Below are 20851 nucleotides of genomic sequence, written 5' to 3' on the forward strand. Positions count from 1 at the left end.
ACTTCGCCTCGACATTTGATCATCCACATCGCAGGCTTATCATCACCTACAGACCTAGCACCCTAACATGCCTGATTCACTCACCCAAGCCATCCGTAATGTCCCCGACTTCCCTAGCCCAGGGATTCAATTCAAAGACATCACCCCCATCCTCTCCAACCCAGCACTCTTCCAGCAAGCAGTCGACTCCATGGTAGACATCGCCCGCAGCTATGATGCTGATAAAATTGTAGGGCTCGATGCACGTGGATTCCTCTTCGGCCCACCCGTCGCACTCGCATTAGGTATCGGATTCGTTCCAGTGCGCAAAGCAGGGAAACTCCCAGCCTCCACAATCTCTGAGAGCTATTCACTCGAATATGGCGATGCCACACTCGAAATCCACCAAGACGCACTTCAGCCCAATGAACGCGTGCTCATAGTCGATGACCTTCTCGCCACTGGCGGCACCGCATCTGCTAGTATCAAACTCATCGAAAGACTTGGCGCACGTCATGTAGCAAGCGTATTTCTTATCGAACTTAGTTTACTAAATGGCAGAGCCCACCTAGACTCCGCCCCCGTACACTCAATCACCCAATTCACCTAATAACTACACTCCAATTATTATGTCTAACTGGCAATCATACTCCAAACAGTTAACACGTTATTCCGATCTCGGATTCTCCATCGACCTCTCGCTCATGGACATCGAAGATAGCTTCCTTGACTCTATGCAGCCCAAGATTGAGCGAGCTTACGACGACATGAAAGCTCTCGAAGCTGGTGAAATCGCCAACCCAGACGAAGGCCGAATGGTCGGGCACTACTGGCTCCGCGATGATTCGCTTGCACCATCCGCTACCATCAAAGCCCAAGTCACCGAGCCACTCGCTCAACTCAAGAAATTCTCTGCAGACATTCTCAGCGGGAGCATTTCCGCACCATCTGGTGCTCGCTTTGAAAACCTCCTCGTCGTCGGCATCGGTGGCTCAGCACTCGGCCCACAATTCGTCTACCAAGCACTTGGTTCAGCCTCCAAGCTCACCACCTATTTCTTCGACAACACCGACCCAGCGGGAATCGATCAAACACTCAGCGAAATCGGCTCAGGCCTCAGCAAAACTCTTGTCTTGGTCGTCTCCAAGTCCGGCGGCACCCCTGAGACCCGCAATGGCATGCTCGAAGCTCAAAACTTCTTCGAAAAGAACAAACTCGACTTCGCCAAACACGCTGTAGCCATTACCGGCGAAGGCTCAAAGCTCTTCAACTACGCTAGCACGAACAAGTGGCTCACCACCTTCCCTATGGAAGATTGGGTCGGGGGCCGCACCTCCGTCATGTCCACCGTTGGACTCGTGCCTGCAGCACTCCAAGGCATCAATATTGACCAATTCCTCGCTGGCGCAGCCGCCATGGATAAACACACCCGCAGTACTGATACGAACAGCAATGCTGCCATGCAGCTTGCTCTTGGCTGGTACCACTCCGGCAACGGTAAAGGTGAAAAAGACATGGTCGTACTCCCCTACAAGGACAGCCTCTCCCTCTTTTCTAAATACCTCCAACAGCTCGTCATGGAATCTCTAGGCAAGGAGCTCGACCTCGACGGCAACGTCGTGAATCAAGGTATCGCAGTCTACGGAAATAAAGGATCTACCGACCAACACGCCTACGTGCAACAACTCCGTGACGGAGTCAAAAACTTCTTCGCCACCTTCATCGAAGTGCGTAAAGGCCGTAGTGGTGAAAGCATCGAAGTAGATCCAGGCATCACAACAGCTGACTACCTCCAAGGCTTCCTTCGAGGCACCCGCAAGGCTCTCCACGAGTCAGGTCGCCCATCCATCACCATCTCGATTGACACCGTCACACCATACTCCGTAGGCATGCTCATCGCTCTCTTTGAACGCGCCGTTTCCTTCTACGCGTCGCTCGTTAACATCAACGCCTACCACCAACCGGGCGTTGAAGCTGGGAAAGCCGCTGCCACAAGCTTCCTCGAACTCCTCAACCAAGTGCGCGGCGCACTCACTGGCTGGGACAAAACTGCAGAAGACATTGCGGAAGCAACTGACAACGATCCAGAGACTGTCTACCACGCACTCATCCATCTTGCCTCTAACGGCGAAGCCATGCTCAACGAAGGCTCATCCCCAGCGGAAGATAGCTTCAAACTCTAGGTATCACACCACCTAACTCACTCTATCATCAAGCCTCACCAGCTCACAGTTGGTGAGGCTTTTTCATGCCATCAGCCAGTCCGCATACCGCCCTACTCAAGGATTACTGCTAGAACTTCTACCAAAGCTACGTAGATTATAACGATGCGTCTCAGTCGACACTCAATGCCAGCATGTAGGGCATACCAATGATTGCTCAACCACCATCCCAAGCTCGCTCACATCATGAAATTTCTACTCCATCTACCGATACTTACATTCTTCACCAGTATCAACTTCTTCGCCATCTCCGAAGTCTACGCCACGGATCGCCCTAACATACTCTGGGTCAACAGCGAGGACAACGGAGCCCAGTGGCTCAGTTGTTATGGTTCCCCAAATGCGAGCACCCCCAACCTTGATAAGCTCGCTGCTGAAGGCTTTCGCTACACCCATTGTTACTCCAACTCAGCGGTGTGCGCCCCCACCCGCACGACCTGGATCACTGGCGTGCACGCTATTTCTATGGGAACTCAACCCATGCGCAGCCGCTACAGTATTCCACATCAACTCATCCCCTACTGGCCCGACCAACTACCGGCCGCTGGTTACCTAGCCACAAATTTCTCGGGAAAGAATGACTTCAACATTGGCAGTCGCCCAGACAAGGACGCCTGGCAGGATAGCGACACGCCAAACAACTGGTCCACGCTCAAACAACAGCAACCCTTCGTCGCATTCAAAACCATCAGTGTCAGCCACGAAAGCGCCCCCTTCCCATCCAACAAACGAGGTTTCAGCGATAAGCATGCTGATGCAATAGTGCTACATCCTTATCACCCAGACCTACCTGAGGTGCGCAGCTCCTATGCCAAATACGCTCAAGCAATGCACACAATGGACCAAGTTTTTGGACGGCTCATTGAGCAATTGGAAGCGAACGGCCTACGAGACTCCACCATCGTGATTTACTGCTCCGATCACGGAGGTGTACTACCACGCAGCAAGCGCTTCCTCTATACCAGCGGGACACATTGCCCACTCATCGTCTACATTCCTGAAAAATGGAAACACCTCTATCCCGCTGAACAACCAGGAATGACAGTCGATCGACTCGTAAGCTTCATCGACATGCCAAAAACAATCCTGAGCCTAACCGGAGCAAGCATCCCTCCCGCCATGCAAGGCTCAATCTTTCTGGGTGAACACACCGAAGCCGAACCCAAATACCACTTCAGCTACCGAGGTCGTGCAGACGAAACGGTCGACATGGTTCGAGTCATGAGAACCAAGCGCTACCTCTACATGAAGAATTACATGCCCTGGGCTCCTCACGGGCAACACCTTTCCTACATGTGGCGCATGGAAGCCACACCTGCCTGGCACCAGCACTTCAAGGAAGGCAAATGCACCCCTGTCCAAAGCAGGTTTTTCCAAGCTCGGCAGGTCGAAGAATTCTACGATCAAGCTCAGGACTATCACAACATCGACAATCTGATCAATGCGCCAGAACAACAAGAGACCATCGCATTGCTCCGTAACACACTGCGCCAGCAACAGCTCGCCACCTATGATTCAGGATTCCTACCAGAACTGATGCGCCAAGCCAGAGCTGATAAATACAAACTAACAATCTACGAAATGGTGCGTCGGCAGGACCTCTATCCGCTGGACCAATACCTCGACTATACCGACATGATTTTAGAGAAAAACCCTGAAAACCTCCCGCGATTGATCGAAGACACCACAAACGTGGATGAAGCCATTCGTTTCTGGGCAGTCTGCGGACTAGCCTACCTAGGGAACGAAGCAAAAGCTGCTGCCACAGCACTCAAGCAAGCCAGCAATGATCCCTTTATTGAGATCCAGATCATGGCGCATTTCGCTCTCGCAACATCTCAAGGAACTTCCAAACAAACTCTCTCGGTGTTCAAAGAGATGCTTCAAAGCGCACCCGAAGCCGTCGGTGGCGCAGGTTATGCGAGCCTGATCCAGTCACTTAGTAATCTCCTCAAAGGGAACTAACAGCAGGACGCTTGAGCCTACTACTGCAGCTCCTATTCTCCAGAAGACCAACAAAAAACACCCAATCCCTGGCATCAGGAACTGGGTGTGAAAAGTCTTAAAAGAGGCTTCGCTTATGCCTTAAAATCCTCAAAGAGGATGCGGGAAACTTGCTCCACATCCTTATCACCGCGCCCTGATAGGTTGGCAATGATGATGCTATCCTTCGGCATGCTACCAGCAACCTTCGACACATAAGCCATCGCGTGCGAACTCTCGAGAGCTGGGATAATCCCCTCAGCAGATGAAAGCTCTTGGAAAGCAGCCAATGCTTCGTCGTCAGTAGCAAAATCGTACTCTGCACGGCCGATGTCTTTAAGATAGGCATGCTCTGGACCAATCGCTGCGTAGTCGAGCCCTGCACTCACCGAATGGGTCAACTCGATCTGACCATCATCATCAGCAAGCAACCAGGTCTTGGTACCCTGAAGCACACCAAGCTTACCCCCTTGGAAGCGCGCTGCATGGCGCTCCTTAACAATGCCATCACCGCCCGCTTCCACACCCATCAATTGCACGGACTCATCGTCAATGAATGGGTGAAACAAACCGATCGCATTTGAGCCACCACCGACGCAAGCAACACACAAGTCTGGAAGGCGTCCCTCTTGTTCGAGGATTTGCTCGCGAGCCTCTAAACCGATCACGCGATGGAAATCACGCACCATCATAGGGAACGGATGTGAACCCAACGCTGAGCCGAGAATGTAATGTGTGTGGTCCACAGTCGCCACCCAATCACGCATTGCCTCGTTAACCGCATCCTTGAGTGTCGCCTGTCCATTGTGAACCGCACGCACCTCAGCACCAAGCAAACGCATGCGAGCCACATTGAGCGCCTGGCGCTCCATATCCACAGCACCCATGTACACCACACATTCCATACCGAATCGGGCACACACAGTAGCCGTAGCCACACCGTGCTGCCCGGCACCAGTCTCAGCGATGATACGCTTCTTACCGATGCGCTTGGCTAGAAGAATCTGACCGATCGCATTGTTGATCTTGTGGGCTCCAGTGTGGAGGAGGTCCTCACGCTTGAGGTAAATCTTGGCACCACCGAGCAACTCAGTCCATCGCTCCGCATAGTAGAGCGGCGTTGGGCGCCCACAGTACTGGCGCAGCAAATAGTTGAGTTCTTCTTGGAAGCGTGGGTCGCTCTTGGTTTCCTCGTACATTGTTGCAAGGTCCTGCAAAGGCTGCATCAATGTCTCAGGGACAAACATGCCCCCATAGGTTCCAAAGTGACCACTGGCATCGGGTAATGGCGTGTGCATGACTCCCCATACGCTAGCTCAGGGCATTTTTCAAGGGGGATTCGGACATTCCAGAACGATCTACCCTCTAGCTCACTCGCCTCTCCACAGATCGATGAATCATCTCAGGAAATAGCATCTAGTCGACAACTCGAATAAGAACCACGCATCACCCAAAATAACGATGCCACTATGCATCCCTTCCCTTGACATTCCCATCCCCCCCTCCCCAACATAACTTCCCTTATTAGATATTCTAATACGAACCACTACAATGAACCTCCAGATGAAACTCACCACAAGCGCCATAGCATTTGCTCTATCACTCGGTCTTCTATCAGCCAACGAAACCCGGCTCTACGTCAGCATTGAAACCGGCACGAAACAAAACTCTAGCACGGACTCAAGAGTCTACCTCAGCGTCAACAAAGAGGAAAAATCATACCTCCTAGACATTCCCGGCAAAAATGACCGTGAAGCGGGGGCAACAGACACCTACGAAGCCATCCTGCTCGACATCAAACCTGAAGACATCGAATGGATCTCAATTCGCATCGAAGGCGATGACGCATGGTACCCAGAACGCTTCCATTTCCATGTCAAACAAGGAGACAATGAAAGTGAAAAACTCAGTATCCGTAACCGCAAATGGATGTCCTCAGTCAAAGAAAAGGTTCGTTCCAAAGAGGTGTTAAAATTGCGCATCAAAGGGAAACTTAAAATCGAGGATTAAGGCGGCTTAAGTCTTGAATCTTCAGAGCATCCCATTACAACCAGCGACATGTCAGCTATTCCCAATGTCCTAGCCGAGCGATACGCGTCACAAGCGATTCGCAATATCTGGTCCGCAGAAGGCCGAATTGTTCTTGAACGCGAATTCTGGATCGCCGTCATGAAGGCGCAAAAGGAATTGGGTCTCGATATCCCTCAGGAGGCCATCGAAGCCTACGAGGCAGTAAAATCTGACGTCAACCTTCAGTCCATCATGGACCGTGAGCGCGTCACCCGTCACGATGTGAAAGCCCGTATCGAGGAATTCTGTGACCTCGCTGGACACCAACACATTCACAAAGGCATGACCTCCCGTGACCTCACCGAAAATGTGGAGCAACTTCAGGTCTACCGCTCGCTTCTTATCCTCCGCGATAAAACAATTGCAGCTCTCAGCAAGCTCGACGAACGCGCCCAGCAATGGCAGGGCCTCATCCTCACCGCTCGCACCCACAACGTGGCCGCTCAGCCGACCACATTTGGCAAACGTATCGCCATGTTTGGCGAAGAACTCCTCGGCGCTCTGGGTTCCCTCAACAGCCACATCGAAAGCTACACCGTTCGCGGTCTCAAAGGTGCCGTCGGCACCCAAATGGACCAAATTTCTCTCTTCGAAGGCGACCTTGAAAAAGTGAGCGCTCTCGAGACAAAGATCTGCAAGCACCTCGGCATCCCTGAAGTCTACGACAACGTCGGCCAAGTCTACCCACGTAGCCTCGACTTCCGCACCGTTTCCGTTCTTACCGACCTCGCGGCTGGCCCATCCTCATTCTCACGCACACTCCGCCTCATGGCTGGACACGAGACCGCAAGCGAAGGCTTTGCCAAGGGACAAACTGGCTCCAGCGCCATGCCCCACAAGATGAACTCTCGCTCCTGCGAGCGTGTCAATGGCTTCCAAACGATCCTCAAAGGCTACCTCGCCATGGCATCTGGCCTCGCCGGTGACCAATGGAACGAAGGCGATGTGTCCTGCTCCGTGGTGCGCCGCGTGATGCTACCGGATGCCTTCTACGCTTGTGACGGCATGTTCGAGACCTTCCTCACCATCCTAGTACAGATGAACGCCTACCCGGCAGTGATTGAAGCCGAAAACGAGCACTACCTCCCCTTCCTCATGACCACCACGATCATGATGGAGGCTGTCAAAGCTGGTGTTGGCCGCGAACTCGCACACTCCGCCATCAAGGAACATGCTGTTGCCACCGTCAACGACCTCCGTGCCCGTGAGATCTCTGAAAACGATCTACTTAAGCGTCTCGCCGATGACGAGCGCCTACCTCTCAGCCTCGAACAGCTCCAGACACTACTCAATGAAGGTCGTGAAAACGCAGGCACCGCACGCATCCAAGTGGATGCCTTCAGCAAGTCGATTGCGGCGTGGAAGGCTCGCTTCCCTCAAGCCGCAACGTACGAGCCAGGCTCTATCCTCTAGTCACGACAACGTTCGTACTTGAGCAACTTTCACCGGCAAAATATTCAGCTGAGGTCGACAAGACCTCAGCTTTTTGGCATATAGCCCCTAAGCATTGACACCATCAACCATGCAACAAGTCATCGATTCCATCAAATCCCAAGCCGAGCAGTCCCTCATCCCCGCCCTCAGAGCAGCTGAGGACCAGACCGAGCGCGCCGTCTTGATCAAGTCCTTCATCAAAGTGGAAGACAGAAAAATTCGTGACATGCACGACGCTGGTGCTGGTGGGCAGCGCGTCGCTGGCGCACGTTCCGCGATGCTCGACGCAGCCATTCATGCCGCCTTCATCACCACTGAAGAACGCCTCTCCCCAAAAGGCAAAGTGAAGGTCGCCGTCACCTCAGTAGGTGGCTACGGACGTGGTCTCCTCAACCCCGGCTCGGACATCGACTTACTCTTCATTCTCCCCGTCAATTCTACCAAGATCGCCACGCTCACCAAAACGCTGATTCAAGAGATCCTCTACTTGCTCTGGGATACTGGATTCAAGGTCGGCCATGCCACACGCTCGATCAGCGAATCGATCCGTGAAGCCAAGGCTGAACAGCAATCCAAGACTGCGCTCATGGACACTCGCTACATCGCCGGAAACGAAGCAATGGTAGACAAGTTCATCACCACCTTCCGCCGCGATTGTATCCAAAAAAACCCAGAAGCCTTCTTCGAGCTCCGCCGCAACGACATCAGCAGTAGACACAAGAAGTATTCACACACCGTCTTCCTCCAAGAACCACACGTCAAGGAAAGCTGCGGCGGATTGCGCGACTACCAAAACATTATTTGGGTCGCCAATGTCGAGCGCGGCACCTGCAACCTCGAAGACCTCGTGAAGGAGAAAATCCTCACCAAGGGTGCTTACAAAGAACTCGAAGCCGCCTACGATTTCATCCACCGCGTGCGCAATGAGCTACACTACCACACAGGTCGCTCGACTGACATTCTAACACTACAACTCCAAGGAGTCGTCGCCACCAATTTTCAATACCCAGAGAAGAGTATCCTGCGCCGCTGTGAATCGTTCATGCGCGATTATTACCGTCACACCCGTGCGATCTTCAACCATACCAACTCCTTGATGGAAATCTTCCACATCGAGATTCAGGAAAATGATAAAGTCAGCAGCTGGCTCAAATTCATTCCAAAACCTCAGAAAAAGCGCAGCGAGCACGATGGCTTCGTGTTCCGCGATGGTCGTATCTACCCAAAGCATTCTGACATCTTTAAAAATGACTCAGGCCGCATGATGCGCGTCTTCCAAGAAGCGCAACGTCGCAACCACACACTGGCGCCAATCATGCGCCGACTCATCAAAGAGAACATCTCACTCGTCAATGAAGAATTCCTCTTCAGCAAGGCGAACCGTGAAACCTTCCGCGCGATCCTCGAGCGCAAGGGCGACGTCGCCCATATCCTGCGCGCCATGCACAAGGTTCAATTCCTCGGCAAGTGGATGCCTGAGTTTGGCATGCTCGATTGCCTCGTGCAACACGAGTTCTTCCACCGCTACACCGCGGATGAGCACACCCTCCGTTGTATCGACCAACTCGATGCGCTCGTCGAAGACCAACGCCCTGAACGCAGCGTCTATCGAGACATCTTGATGTCCTTCACTGATCCATACGCGCTCTATCTGGCCCTCATCCTACACGACACAGGACGCGCCGAGAACCTTCGCGAACACACCGACGGTTCGGCCGTGATGGCCGCCCGCGTCTGCTCACGCTACAAGATCAAAGGGGCTCGCCGTAGCCTCATGACCTTCCTCGTGGACCACCACCTCACCTTCTGGAAGTACGCCACCAATAAGAACCTCGAAGACCCAGAAGTCATCGAAGAATTTGCTGGCATCATGAAAACTACAGAACGCCTGGAAGCGCTCCTACTCTTCACATACGCCGACTCAAACGGCACCAATGAAGAGGCTTGGTCGCCTTGGAAAGAAAGCCTCATGCTGCAGCTCTATCGCTCAACTCGTAGCTTCCTCACGAATGGAAAAAATCAATACGAAGCCGAGCAACAAGAAGAAATGCAGAAGCTCAAAAAGGTCACCAAGTCGATCCTGCGTGAGAAATACCACGAGCAACTCGACCTCCACTTCGAGCGCATGCCCGAGCAATACTTCCGCTACCGTGCACCTGAGTCGATTGCCATCCACGTGCGCGCCGTGCGCCGCTACCTCATCAAGGATGAGAAGGCAGAGCCAGGCTTCCAGAGCTCTGACCTGCGTTGGATCAACCGCGACGACCGCGGCTACACCGAGCTCGTGGTCACCACGCACAACCGCCCGCTACTCATTGAAAAGGTCGCCTGTGCCCTGGCCGCCTCGCAAATCAACATCATCGCAGCCAATGTCTACACCCGCACCGACGGCATCACCTGCGACATCTTCCACGTCTGCACCGAGGACCAGCTCCCGGTCACCAATGCCAATACCAAAAAGAAAGTCGAAGACACCTTCTCGGAATTGATCCAACAAGAAGACTACCAGCCGGAGAAGCACCTCAAGAAGAAGCGTAACTTCCTCCAGCGCGACAGCTCAGACGGCGGCATTCCCTTCCCGGTTCGCGCCTTCGTCAACAACCACGCTAGCCAACAACACACCGCCATCGAAGTCCAAGCGCTCGACCGCATCGGCTTGCTCCACGACCTCTTCCTCGAAATCGGCAAGTCTGGCCTCGCCACGGTGCACGCGCGTATCTGCACAGAAAAGGGTGCAGCTGTCGATACGATCTACGTCAACCACCTCGACGGCACCAAGGTCACCGACCAAGATGAAATCCAAAAACTCGAGTACAACATCCAGAAACTCGTCGGCTTCGAGCATGCGGAGTAGCGGATGGTTATTGCTTAGTTGTTGTTTGTTAATAGTTAGCCAGCGCCGATGAGGCGCCGAAAGTGACTTTAAAAAAAGAAAGCCAGCGTGCCCTGTAGCTCGCTGGCTTTTTTGTGTTTAAAATAGATCAAGCCACTTAGCTCTCGCCATCGCCAAACATGACATTGATGACGCTAAAGATTGCAGCCCCGGCTGCAATCACCAGGCAGGTCGCGACAGTTCTCCAGAGCGCACCATCCTTGGCGAAGTCCCAGATGGCAAGGATACTCACCGTCACGCTCACCAAGATGCAAATCGTGATCACGTAGAAGGCGACATTGCGCACCGCCTTTGGGTTCAACACGCCGCGCTTGGGCTTTTGCTCCAACTTCGGCACCGCCGGTGGAGTCACTGGATCAGGAGATGAATGGTCTTCCATGCCTAACACGGTCACAGCAATTCCAGAGCCCGACAAGCGAAAAACTGCCCCGCTACCAATATCACTGGAGGGCTTGGCACTCCTCACCTAGTAGCACATCAGACACTATCAGCACGACCTTACTGTTCATTTTTAATTAAAGATTCGCCCACCATCGCCAGTACCTATAGATTAAGACACTCTGTTTACCCCATGATATCAGGCACTTACTAACCTATTAGCCACCCATGAAGCAACTGACCCACCTCCAAAAAACTATACATTTTTCATCCATCGCTTTTCTATTATCTCAAGCGAGTCACGCAGCTCCCTCCCACTCCACCACACAGATTGAGCGCGGTAAGACACTCTACCAACAAGTCTGCTTCACCTGCCATGGCACCCACCTTGAAGGTGGGATCGGTCCCGCCCTAGGCGATGCCTACTGGCGCCATGGCGACGACTTGGACTCCATCTACAAGGTCATTAGCGAAGGAGTGCCTGAATCGGAGATGCTAGCCTTCAAAGGCGTCTTTCCAGAGCAGAGTGACCGCGAAGCCATCGCCGCCTACATCCTCTCGGAGCAACTCGGCATGCGCTCCTTGGTGCGCTCGAAGTACGCCAAGGCCGCCTTCCAAGGGATGCGCTTCAGCCCAGAGCTCTTCAGCCAAGCAGAGCCGTACTTCAGCAAGCCAGTGCCCGAGAATGTGATATTCTTCGACAACAACTTTGATGGAGTTTCTCGCTTCGAAAGCCAGCTCGACATCAACGCCACTGGCACCTATTATCTCAACGTCCACGCACGCGGCCGTTGTTCGATCTTCCTCGATGGTGAGGAGATCTTTTACAGCAATCCCGAGGAAGGAATCGATGCTGACAAAGGAATGAAGAGCAAGCCGCTACAGCTTGAAGCCGGTAGCTACCAGCTCGACATCTTCAACGAACAAAAGAAGGCCTGGCAGCCACGCCTGCACCTGACTCTCTCCAAGGAAGGCGGCAAGCACGTCTCCTTGGTAGGTCGTAGCCTCCAAGGCAGCGTACCCAAAGAAGTTACTGCGGGCACAGAAGCCAAAGTAATCCGCAAGTGGATTCGTCAGCTCTCACCACGTACCCTGCTCTGCCTCCTTCCCAACAAGGTCATCGTGGCTTTCAACCCCACAACGGGCGCGGTTGAAAAGGCGTGGTCGCAGGCTAAGGTCAACCAAACTCCATCGCTGCCTGACCGCAGCGCCCGACCCTCCGAAATCGTCGGCACCCCGATTGTCACGCATAGCCTCAGCAGCATTCAATTTGGTGAACAAGAAATGCAAGCATTACGCTATTCCCAATACCGTATCGATGGCGACAGCGCTGTTGTCACCCTCCTCGCTGGAGAACATGCACTGGAACTACGCATCAGCCCCGAAGGCGCAAATGGCTACAGCATTAGCGGCCATAGCGAGCAATCGATCCCCGGCCTAGAAATCCAAAGCGCCTCAGGTCCGCTTCCGCTAAACACCCAGAACCAAACAAGCTTCATCCTCCGTGTCGACTAAACCACTTGCACCACCTTCAGCCATGAAACACGCACTTTTCTCTGCCGCCCTCCTCAGCTCCAGCCTCCTCCAAGCCGCGATTCCTGACGGCTACTCACTCGAAACCATTCCACTCCCGAAAGGCGCAGTCACCGTTCTTGGCGTTTGCAGCAAAGATGCTGACACCATCGCTGTGGCCACCTGGGAAGGCCAAGTCTGGGAATACAGCAATGGAGCTTGGTCGCTCTTCGCCGAAGATCTGATGGAGCCCAATGGCATTTACTACAATTCGAAAGACGGATGCTACTACGTGGCGCAAAAGCCAGAGCTCACGCGCTTGGTCGATGTCGACAAGGATGGGAAATGCGATCTCTACCAAAACTGGAGCTCCGGCTTTGGCTGGGGTGGCACCTACCATGAGTACCACTTTGGCCCAGTCGCCGACTCCAAGGGCAGCCTCTACGCCTCCCTCAATCTCGCCGCCAATCAAGGATTCCGCGTGGCTGACAACAAGAACCCCGCTGCGCCTGGCGCTGGCGGCAACATGGGCAGCACTGGGGCTTACCGCGGCTGGGTCTACCGCTGCGATAGGCAAGGCCACTTCCATCCCTTCGCGAGCGGCTTCCGCTCCCCAGCAGGCATCGGCGTGAGCCCGAACGATGAGGTCTTTGTCACCGACAACCAAGGCGATTGGTTTGGTGCCAGCCCGCTCTTCCATGTCGAGGAAGGAAAATTCTACGGCCACCCGGCCAGCCTCCCCGACCGGGAGGATTTCACCCCTGAATTAGTATCCTCGATGAGTGCTGCTAGCTTCGACAAGATCCGCAAGCGCCCCGCCTTGTGGATCCCGCGCAGCCTCGCCCAATCGCCAGGTAGCCCAGTTTGGGATACCACCGAGGGGAAATTTGGCCCTTTCAGTGGGCAAATCTTCGTCGGCGACCAAACGAAGTCTAACTACTTCCGCTGTGGCGTGGAGATGGTGGCTGGTGCCTACCAAGGATTCTGTATCAACTTCCTCGATAAGACAGAATCTGGCACAGTGAAGATGGACTTTGACTCGCAAGGCCGCCTCTGGAGCGCCCAAGTTGGCCGCGGCTGGCTCAGCCAGGGAGGCAAGCGCACCGCGCTGCAATTTGCCCAGTGGGATGGCGAGACGGTCCCTTTCGAAATCTATGATGTCTCACTCACTGAAACCGGCTTCCGAGTAAACTTCACCCAGCCCTGCGCCAAGCTCCTCACCCCGAGCGTGAGCCAACACTACTACAATTACTCGAGCATGTACGGCTCAGATGAGATCGATAAAAAGCGCGTCGCCGTCAGCAAAAGCAGCTGGTCAGACGACCACAAGAGCCTGCACATCGAACTGCCGCTAGAACCCGGGAAAGTCTACACCCTGGATTTCCATGGACTGCAGAGCGCCGCTGCCAAGCCCCTCATCAACCACACTGCCTACTACACGGTGAATCGCCTGCGTCACGCAAAAACGGCTGAGTGATCGGGCGCAATGCCCGCTACTCAACCGCTCATAAAAAACGTGTTCAGTGTGTCGCCTACTTGGCGATCTCTTGCATCAGGCGAAGTCGCTTCAAGGCTTCGCCTGAGTCGATCAACTCACCGGCCAGCTTGACGCCAGCGCCGAGGTCGTCGGCCAAGCCAGCACAGGCCAAGCCAGCACCTGCATTGAGCAGCACCATGTCGCGCTTGGCATCACGGATCGTGCCATCAAGTATGCCCACTAATATCTCCGCATTCTCCTCAGCCTCGCCGCCTACCAGTTCTTCCACATCACAGCGACGCAGCGCAAACTCTTCTGGATGCACGACCTCGTTGTCGGTGTCCAGCATCGAGCCAGACTTGCTGATCTCTGTCTCGCCCATCAGGCTCATTTCATCCACAGAACGGCCATCGTCAGTACGGCCGTGAACAATCCAGGCCGCCTCACGACCAAGCGACTGCAGGATCTGGGCAAACACTGGCCCCAACTGAGGATCACAAACACCAATCAGCTGACACTGTGGGCGCACAGGGTTGAGCAATGGTCCAATCAAGTTGAAAATACTACGGGCCCCTTCCTTCGCTAGCTCAGCGCGCACCGGTGCCACTTCCTTGAAGGCCGGATGGTACATCGGCGCGAACAAGAAGGCCACGCCCGCCTCTTTCAGGCAACGATGCAATTGCTCCAGTGGAAGGTCGAGGCGAATCCCCAACGCTTCCAGCACATCCGCGCCCCCACTCTTCGAGGTGATGCCTCGGTTGCCGTGCTTCACCACCACCGCACCACCAGCAGCAATCACAAACATGCTCGTGGTCGACACGTTAAACAAATTCAGCTTATCCCCGCCCGTGCCACAGACATCAATCGTTGGGCCCTCAAATTCAATACCGTCAGTCTCAGGGTCCTTCGCATGATTCAAAAATGCTTCCACAAAGTAAGTGATCTCACTGGGTGTTTCCCCCTTAGATGACAGTGCTACAAGCAAGGCTTTCTTCACCTCCACCGAGCCGCTAGCATCGAGCAGAAACTCTGCGGCCACATTCACCTGCTGGCGACTAAGCTCATCACCATTCTGGAGTTGAGATATCAAGGAATTCATGTCTTTCATGGTACTTCAAATGAGCTGATTGATAAAGAAAAAGCCTACGGCCGCAGACCATAGGCTTTGTTAGTAAATGTGAAAAGTTTTATTCCCTTAAGAATTACTCCACTTCTGAGACAGGAAGGTTGGACACTTCCTCACGAATCTTCTCAGCGAGTGGTGTGGAAAGGTAACGCTCAGTGCTGGAACAGCCGATCGTTACAATCTTTTTACCCTTCGCTTCAGGACGTGCTGCTACTTGCAGCGCAGCCCACACATTCGCACCAGTTGAAATCCCTGCAGGAAGACCTTCAAGCTGAGCTAACTTTTGTGCAGTTTCAAATGCATCTTCATTCGTAACAGTCACCGTACCATCCACAATCTCAGTGTTGAGGTTGCCTGGGATGAAGCCTGCACCGATGCCCTGAATCTTGTGAGGCCCCGGAGAACCGCCGCCAATCACTGGTGAGTTTTCTGGCTCAACCGCGATGGTGGTGAAGTCCTCTTTACGGCTCTTAATCACCTCAGAAACACCTGTGATGGTGCCGCCGGTACCCACACCAGCCACAAGGTAATCAACGTCGCCGTCGAGCGCTGTCCAAATCTCTTCTGCAGTCGTCTCGCGGTGAGCTTGTGGGTTCGCTGGGTTGTCGAACTGTGATGGGCCAAAAGCACTCGGGTCTTCAGCGAGGAGTTGCTTTGCCTTAGCAATCGCGCCACCCATGCCCTTAGCCGCTGGGGTTAGTACGATCTCAGCACCGAGCATGCGCAATAGAACGCGACGCTCAACAGACATCGATTCTGGCATGGTGAGCACGCAACGGTATCCCTTTGCTCGTGAAACAAATGCCAGCGCAATCCCGGTGTTGCCTGATGTTGGTTCGATGATCGTGCCACCCGGCTTGAGTGAACCATCTTTCTCAGCAGCCTCAATCATGGAGCGACCGATACGATCCTTCACGCTGAAGAGTGGATTGAAAAACTCACCCTTCACATAGATCTCTGCATCGAGCCCTTCTGTGATTTTGTTAAGCTTGATCAGTGGAGTGTCGCCGATGGTATCAACCATGTTGTTTGCTAGTATTCCCATAATGTCAGTTATTTTAGTTAGAAGCTCGCTAAAACTCACACTTCCTAGCCACTTTGACAAAACTTATTTTGTGAAATATTGCAGACACTTTAGATTGTCTCAAAAATTTTCTTTTTTGCACCTCGCTTACATCATTCCCCATACCGAGGAAGAGCCATATCTCACCCCTCAACACCCTAACAAACCATTCTATGCTATGACACTAGCAGAAACACACCCCAGCTTCACCTGTTAGCTTTCACTGCGAAGAAAAGTGACAGGCACGCTACTTGCTGTGCGTTGAGATGCAGTCCATACTGCCTATCGTAACACCAGTGACACAAGATTGTCCTATTCAAAGCCTCCACAGCCAGTCTAACGTAATTTTATGAGTTCTCATTCGCTCTCGAACCCATCACAGTCCGACCTTCAAGCCACCATTCACATTGGTGCTAGCAGCATCTCTCTATTGATTCTGATACCACAGGAGGATGGTAGCTTCGAACAGGTGGACTTCCTAGAGCAATCAGCACCCATCGCGCACGATGTGTTTAGCCAGAAAAAACTCAGCCGCTCCACGATTGAACGTAGTGTGGCCATCCTCGACGGCTACCGCAAAGCACTCGAGGAATACGACCACCTCAACCAGGCGTTCACCGTTCGAGTAGTAGCCACTAATATTCTATCTGAAGCAGCGAATGTAGACATCTTCCTCAACCGACTCCACATCAGCGTCGGTGCCGAGGTCGAGATCCTCGATGACGCAGAGATGACACGCTTGATCTACCTCAAGACGCAGCGCCGCCTCGCCGACATCCCAAGCATGCGCAAACGCAACACCCTCGTGCTCCACGTCGGCCCAGGAAACACCCGTACCATCCTTCTTCAGAATGGCCATATCACCAAGTATCAAAGCTTTCGCCTCGGCACGCACCGGACCCACGCCAACATCAACCGCGACTCCGACTCAGCCAATAGTCGCAGCAAAATCCGCTCATTCATCCAGAACTCACTGAGCTCGATGACCGACACCTTCGCCGAGGACAACATCGAATACATCGTACTCATCGGTTACGAAGTGCAATTACTGCGTTCCTACATCCGCCACCAAAAAACCAAGTTCTGCAATCTCGAAGCACTCGAGGAAATTAGCGAAACACTCGCTAGTATGGATGATGATGAAATCGTCTCTTCCTACCAAGTCGACTACCAAACAGCCAGCGTCATGGCGACTGCTATCGAAATCAATGTCGCCATTGCACAAGCCTTCCAACCACAGCGTATCCGCATCCCAGAAAGCGACTATGAACAAGGGCTCCTTCAGGACTTAAACCTCAGCCCCGCACTCTCCGGTGACTTCACCGCCGAAGTGATTCGCTCCGCTGAAAAGGTTGCGCAAAAATTCCAGGTCCACATGGCCCACGCCAAACAGGTCGCGAACATCGCCGTCCAGCTCTTCGATCAACTCCAAAGCTTGCACAAGCTCGAACCGCACGATGGGCTCCTCCTACGCATCGCTGCCATCCTCCACGAGACCGGACTCTTCATCAGCACCAGTTCACACCACAAACATTCACAATACATTGTGCAAAATAGTGAAATCTTTGGTCTTCCAAAGATCGATGTCGAGACGGTGGCCTTAATCGTGCGCTACCACCATGGCTCGGTACCAAAGTCGAGCCACTCACAATACAAGGACCTCTCCATGCCCGATAAGATGCGAATCTCCAAACTCGCCGCCCTCATCCGCATGGCTGACGCCCTAGCCGCCAGTCACTCAGCAAATGCCCGTGACATCGTTATTCGCAACAGCCGACGCCGAATTCACGTGCACCTCAAAAACACTGCAAATGCCCACGCAGAACGCATGGCCATGCGCGCCAAAGGCGATCTCTTTGAAAACATCTTCGGCCTCCAGATCAATCTCGTAGAAGACACCATTAGCTAATTCAGACCATGCCATCCTCATCATACATCAACCGCGAACTATCTTGGATTGAGTTTAACCAACGCGTCTTAAGCGAAGCGCAGCGCCCGGAGAAACCTCTACTCGAACGGGTCAAATTCCTCGCCATTTCAGCGTCAAACCTCGATGAATTCTTCCAGGTACGAGTCGGTGGCCTCACCCTCTTAAAATCTGCAGGCTCACGTACTAAAGACATTGCTGGGATGACCCCGCTGCAGCAACTCAATGCCATTCGCAAGCGCATCAGCCAACACATCACTGACCAATACACCCTCTACACAGACACCTTGCTTCCCGCACTTCATGAGCAAGAGATCCACATCAGCTCGGTCAATGCAGTCGACCCAAGTCTCGTAGACAACCTCAAGGAACGCTTCATTGAAGAAGTCCTGCCACTCCTCTCCCCGATTGCCTACGAGGACACCTCCAAGGATGATGACGCCTTCCCTGCCCCGATCCTTCCCGCAATGACTCTGATTGTTGCCTGCGAACTCAGCATAAAAAATAAAGCAAAATCCAAGCGTGTCGTCTTCGTCCCAATTACCGAAATTATCGAGCGTTTCATCCACATCGATAAAGGAAGTGCCCGCTACGCGATCCCAGTAGAGGATTTGATCTGCCACTTCATCTCCGAGCTCTTCCCATCCGAGTCCCTGCATTCTCATGGAGTCTTTCGCATCACACGCAATGGAGACATTGCCGTGCAGGAAGAAGACGCCATTGACCTTGCTGGCGAGATGGAAGAAGTACTTTCCGCGCGAAAAACCTCCAACACTGTTCGTCTCGAAGTCCAGAGCGGTTGCTCACGTGTCATCGAAAAAGTGATCAAACAAGTCACCCTAGCCGCACCAGAACAAATCTACCGCATCCACGGCCCACTGGCCTTGAGCGACTTCATGCAATTCGCCTTCATCCCAGGACACGACACCCTCAAATCGGTACAATGGGAACCACAGTCACCACCAAGTATCGATTACGCCAATTCGATCTTTGACGAGATTTCCAAGAAGGACATCTTCCTCTACCATCCATACCATAGCTTCGACCCCGTGGTACGCTTACTCGAGGAAGCTGCCAGTGACGACCAAGTGCTCTCCATCAAGCAAGTCCTCTACCGTACCGCCAAAAACTCACGCATCATTGATGCGCTGATCCGTGCCGCACACAATGGTAAGCAAGTCACCGTCTTAGTCGAACTCAAAGCCCGCTTCGATGAAGCTCGCAACCTGCTGCGCGCCGAAGAACTTCAGCGTGCCGGGGTGCAAATTGTCTACGGAGTGAAAGGCCTCAAAACCCACGCCAAAATCACCCTCGTCATCCGCAAGGAAAATAATTCTATCAAACGCTACTGCCACTTCGGTACTGGCAACTACAATGAATCCACCGCCAAGCTCTACACCGATGCTTCGATCCTCACCGCCCGCGAGGACTTCGGTACAGACGCCTCACTCATCTTCAATGCAATCACGGGACGCTCCAAGCTACTGCAAACCAAGCGAATCCTCCCAGCCCCTACTCACATGAAGAAACGCATCCTGCAACTGATCAATAGCGAAGCTGCACGCGCTAAAGCAGGCGAAAAAGCAAGCATCACCGCCAAGGTCAATTCACTGCAAGATAAAGACATCATCAACGCACTCTACAATGCCTCCAAACAAGGTGTGAAAATCCGCCTCAACATCCGCGGGATTTGTTGCCTCAAGCCGGGTAAGCGCAATGAAGCCAAGAACATCGAAGTCATTTCAGTCATCGATTACTATCTCGAACACGCACGCATTTTCCAATTCTATGCCGGTGGCAAAAAACTCACCTTCATTTCATCTGCTGACTGGATGACACGCAATCTTGAAAAACGCATCGAGCTCATGGTGCCAATTGTTGATAAGAAGATCAAAGCGGCACTCACCGAGATCCTCGATGCAGCCTTCCTCGACAACCAACAAGCCCACCGCATCCTTACCGATGGGGATTCGCAGCGTGTGGAAAACAAAAAAGAACGCTTCCGCATGCAAGAACACCTACAAGCTACCGCTGAAAAGGCTGCTAAAACTCAAACCCGCAAGCGCAACACCACCTTTGAGGCTCACAAGCCACACGATTAAGCGCGCCACCACCTTCCATCAAGTCTTCATCACCCCAACATAAGGAAGTTTCCGGTACTCACCTTGGTAGTCGAGTCCGTACCCGACTACGAATTCATCCTCAATTTCAAAGGCGTGGTAGTCCACCTCAAAAGGCACACCGCGCACTTTCTTTTTCTTCAACAAAACACAAGTTCGCACCTCTTGGGCGCCTTTTTGTTCAAGAAACTTAACCACTGTCTGCAGTGTTAGACCTGTGTCGAATATATCATCGACCACCAACACCTTCTTCCCATACACTTCGGCCGAATGACCATCCACTATGTGCACATTCCCTGTGCTCTGGGTACCACCGTAATAACTAGATACGGTCAAAAAATCGATACTGCATTGTGAGGGGATTCTACGGCTAAGATCAGCCGCAAACATGAGAGCCCCTTTCAATATAACTACTAAGACAAAACCGTCATCGTCCGTGTAAGTTGCCAGCTCCTTTGCCAACAAATCGACACGCTCCCGAATCTCCTGCTCCCCCAATAGTACTCGATCGAAAAATACGCGCTCAAAAGTACAATTCATACTATCAGTATAACATGAATTTCAGAACACATTCAACATCAAACAATTACAACAATCCTTATTTAGACTTAGAATTATTCTAAATAAGGCTTGAATGGCGAACAAAGCTGGATAAATTGTGCCGCAG

The 20851-nt window shown here is 52.9% G+C and carries 15 protein-coding genes; 10 read left to right on the top strand and 5 right to left on the bottom strand.

What is annotated here, in order from left to right; all coding sequences use genetic code 11:
• Positions 1–67: 67 nt before the first annotated feature.
• From F454_RS0111250 to F454_RS0111260, 3 genes are all read left to right on the top strand, one after another.
• Positions 68–589, top strand: a complete 522-nt coding sequence (locus F454_RS0111250; protein WP_018970762.1) for an adenine phosphoribosyltransferase — start codon at positions 68–70, stop codon at positions 587–589.
• A 19-nt stretch (positions 590–608) separates the two neighbouring features.
• Complete coding sequence (locus tag F454_RS0111255) at positions 609–2162, top strand: glucose-6-phosphate isomerase (RefSeq protein ID WP_018970763.1); 1554 nt, start codon at positions 609–611, stop codon at positions 2160–2162.
• Positions 2163–2387: 225 nt separating this feature from the next.
• Positions 2388–4166: a sulfatase family protein gene (locus F454_RS0111260; RefSeq protein WP_156817255.1), complete on the top strand. Its 1779-nt coding sequence runs from the start codon at positions 2388–2390 to the stop codon at positions 4164–4166.
• 113 nt (positions 4167–4279) lie between these two features.
• Here the strand turns inward: F454_RS0111260 and trpB are convergent, their stop codons facing one another.
• A complete protein-coding gene (gene trpB, locus F454_RS0111265) occupies positions 4280–5482 on the bottom strand; it encodes a tryptophan synthase subunit beta (RefSeq protein ID WP_018970765.1) in 1203 nt (400 codons plus the stop codon).
• A 265-nt stretch (positions 5483–5747) separates the two neighbouring features.
• Between trpB and F454_RS0111270 the strand changes: the two genes are divergently transcribed.
• From F454_RS0111270 to glnD, 3 genes are all read left to right on the top strand, one after another.
• The gene (locus tag F454_RS0111270) at positions 5748–6194 is read left to right on the top strand and encodes a PLAT/LH2 domain-containing protein (protein ID WP_169334387.1); all 447 of its coding nucleotides are present in this window, start codon (positions 5748–5750) and stop codon (positions 6192–6194) included.
• A gap of 48 nt (positions 6195–6242) precedes the next feature.
• The gene (gene purB / locus F454_RS0111275; RefSeq protein ID WP_018970767.1) at positions 6243–7667 is read left to right on the top strand and encodes an adenylosuccinate lyase; all 1425 of its coding nucleotides are present in this window, start codon (positions 6243–6245) and stop codon (positions 7665–7667) included.
• Between the two features lie 109 nt (positions 7668–7776).
• On the top strand, positions 7777–10542 hold the full coding sequence (glnD, locus tag F454_RS0111280; RefSeq protein ID WP_018970768.1) for a [protein-PII] uridylyltransferase: 2766 nt from the start codon (positions 7777–7779) through the stop codon (positions 10540–10542).
• Positions 10543–10678: 136 nt separating this feature from the next.
• Here glnD and F454_RS14990 read toward each other — a convergent pair whose 3' ends face one another.
• The gene (locus F454_RS14990; RefSeq protein ID WP_018970769.1) at positions 10679–10960 is read right to left on the bottom strand and encodes a hypothetical protein; all 282 of its coding nucleotides are present in this window, start codon (positions 10958–10960) and stop codon (positions 10679–10681) included.
• 227 nt (positions 10961–11187) lie between these two features.
• Between F454_RS14990 and F454_RS0111290 the strand changes: the two genes are divergently transcribed.
• Together F454_RS0111290 and F454_RS0111295 are read left to right on the top strand one after the other, a co-directional pair.
• Positions 11188–12474 carry a c-type cytochrome gene (locus F454_RS0111290; protein ID WP_018970770.1) on the top strand — a complete coding sequence of 429 codons (1287 nt, stop codon included), beginning with the start codon at positions 11188–11190 and terminating at the stop codon, positions 12472–12474.
• 22 nt (positions 12475–12496) lie between these two features.
• On the top strand, positions 12497–13948 hold the full coding sequence (locus F454_RS0111295) for a hypothetical protein (protein WP_018970771.1): 1452 nt from the start codon (positions 12497–12499) through the stop codon (positions 13946–13948).
• Between the two features lie 55 nt (positions 13949–14003).
• Here the strand turns inward: F454_RS0111295 and trpD are convergent, their stop codons facing one another.
• Both trpD and cysK read right to left on the bottom strand, forming a co-directional pair.
• The gene (gene trpD, locus F454_RS0111300; RefSeq protein WP_033367919.1) at positions 14004–15047 is read right to left on the bottom strand and encodes an anthranilate phosphoribosyltransferase; all 1044 of its coding nucleotides are present in this window, start codon (positions 15045–15047) and stop codon (positions 14004–14006) included.
• A 103-nt stretch (positions 15048–15150) separates the two neighbouring features.
• Positions 15151–16119 (bottom strand): cysteine synthase A, encoded by a 969-nt coding sequence (gene cysK / locus F454_RS0111305; protein WP_018970773.1) that lies wholly within the window; start codon positions 16117–16119, stop codon positions 15151–15153.
• Between the two features lie 367 nt (positions 16120–16486).
• On the opposite strand from cysK, the gene F454_RS0111310 reads away from it, so the two are divergent.
• Positions 16487–18046, top strand: a complete 1560-nt coding sequence (locus F454_RS0111310) for a Ppx/GppA phosphatase family protein (protein ID WP_018970774.1) — start codon at positions 16487–16489, stop codon at positions 18044–18046.
• An 8-nt stretch (positions 18047–18054) separates the two neighbouring features.
• Entirely contained in the window at positions 18055–20166 is a 2112-nt protein-coding gene (gene ppk1, locus F454_RS0111315; RefSeq protein WP_018970775.1) for a polyphosphate kinase 1, read from the top strand.
• Between the two features lie 18 nt (positions 20167–20184).
• Here ppk1 and hpt read toward each other — a convergent pair whose 3' ends face one another.
• Positions 20185–20724: a hypoxanthine phosphoribosyltransferase gene (hpt, locus tag F454_RS0111320; protein WP_018970776.1), complete on the bottom strand. Its 540-nt coding sequence runs from the start codon at positions 20722–20724 to the stop codon at positions 20185–20187.
• Positions 20725–20851: the final 127 nt, after the last annotated feature.

It is taken from the genome of Rubritalea marina DSM 17716, from assembly GCF_000378105.1.
GTDB lineage: Bacteria > Verrucomicrobiota > Verrucomicrobiia > Verrucomicrobiales > Akkermansiaceae > Rubritalea > Rubritalea marina.